The sequence below is a fragment of the Bacillus sp. MBGLi79 genome, assembly GCF_002953915.1.
Window position 1 is genome coordinate 178,908 of record NZ_CP026521.1, and the last position, 1,186, is coordinate 180,093.

Genomic DNA, 1,186 nt, shown 5'->3' on the forward strand with positions numbered 1-1,186 from the left:
TGTCTAAAGAAAAATTTGAACGTTCAAAACCGCACGTTAACGTTGGTACTATCGGCCACGTTGACCACGGTAAAACAACTCTGACTGCTGCAATCACTACAGTTTTAGCTAAAACTTACGGTGGTGCTGCTCGTGCATTCGACCAAATCGATAATGCGCCAGAAGAAAAAGCGCGTGGTATCACCATCTCTACTTCACACGTAGAATACGATACTCCAACTCGCCACTACGCACACGTAGACTGCCCAGGTCACGCCGACTATGTTAAAAACATGATCACTGGTGCTGCGCAAATGGACGGCGCTATTCTGGTAGTAGCAGCAACTGATGGTCCAATGCCACAAACTCGTGAGCACATCCTGTTAGGTCGTCAGGTTGGTGTTCCTTACATCATCGTATTCCTGAACAAATGTGACATGGTAGATGATGAAGAGCTGTTAGAATTAGTTGAAATGGAAGTTCGTGAACTTCTGTCTCAATACGATTTCCCAGGTGATGACACTCCAGTAATCCGTGGTTCAGCGCTGAAAGCACTGGAAGGCGAAGCAGAGTGGGAAGCAAAAATTGTTGAATTAGCAGAAGCACTGGATTCTTATATCCCAGAGCCAGAGCGTGCAATTGACAAACCATTCCTGTTACCAATCGAAGATGTATTCTCAATCTCAGGCCGTGGTACAGTAGTTACTGGTCGTGTAGAGCGTGGTATCATCAAAGTAGGTGATGAAGTTGAGATTGTTGGTATCAAAGAAACCGCAAAAACAACTTGTACTGGCGTTGAAATGTTCCGTAAATTACTTGACGAAGGTCGTGCAGGTGAGAACGTAGGTGTTCTGCTGCGTGGTACAAAACGTGAAGAAATCGAACGTGGACAAGTACTGGCGAAACCAGGCTCAATCAACCCACACAACAAATTTGAATCAGAAGTTTATATTCTGAGCAAAGATGAAGGTGGTCGTCACACACCATTCTTCAAAGGCTACCGTCCACAGTTCTACTTCCGTACAACTGACGTAACTGGTACTATCGAATTACCAGAAGGCGTAGAAATGGTAATGCCAGGCGACAACGTGAACATGATCGTTGAACTGATCCACCCAATCGCAATGGACGAAGGTTTACGCTTCGCAATCCGTGAAGGTGGCCGTACAGTAGGTGCGGGTGTTGTTGCTAAAGTATTAGGTTAATT

General features: G+C 45.4%; 1 protein-coding gene. It reads left to right on the top strand.

The features are described from left to right. On the top strand, positions 1 to 1,184 hold a 1,184-nt coding region (gene tuf, locus C1T29_RS00965), incomplete at its 5' end, for an elongation factor Tu (RefSeq protein ID WP_017627866.1). Positions 1,185 to 1,186: the final 2 nt, after the last annotated feature.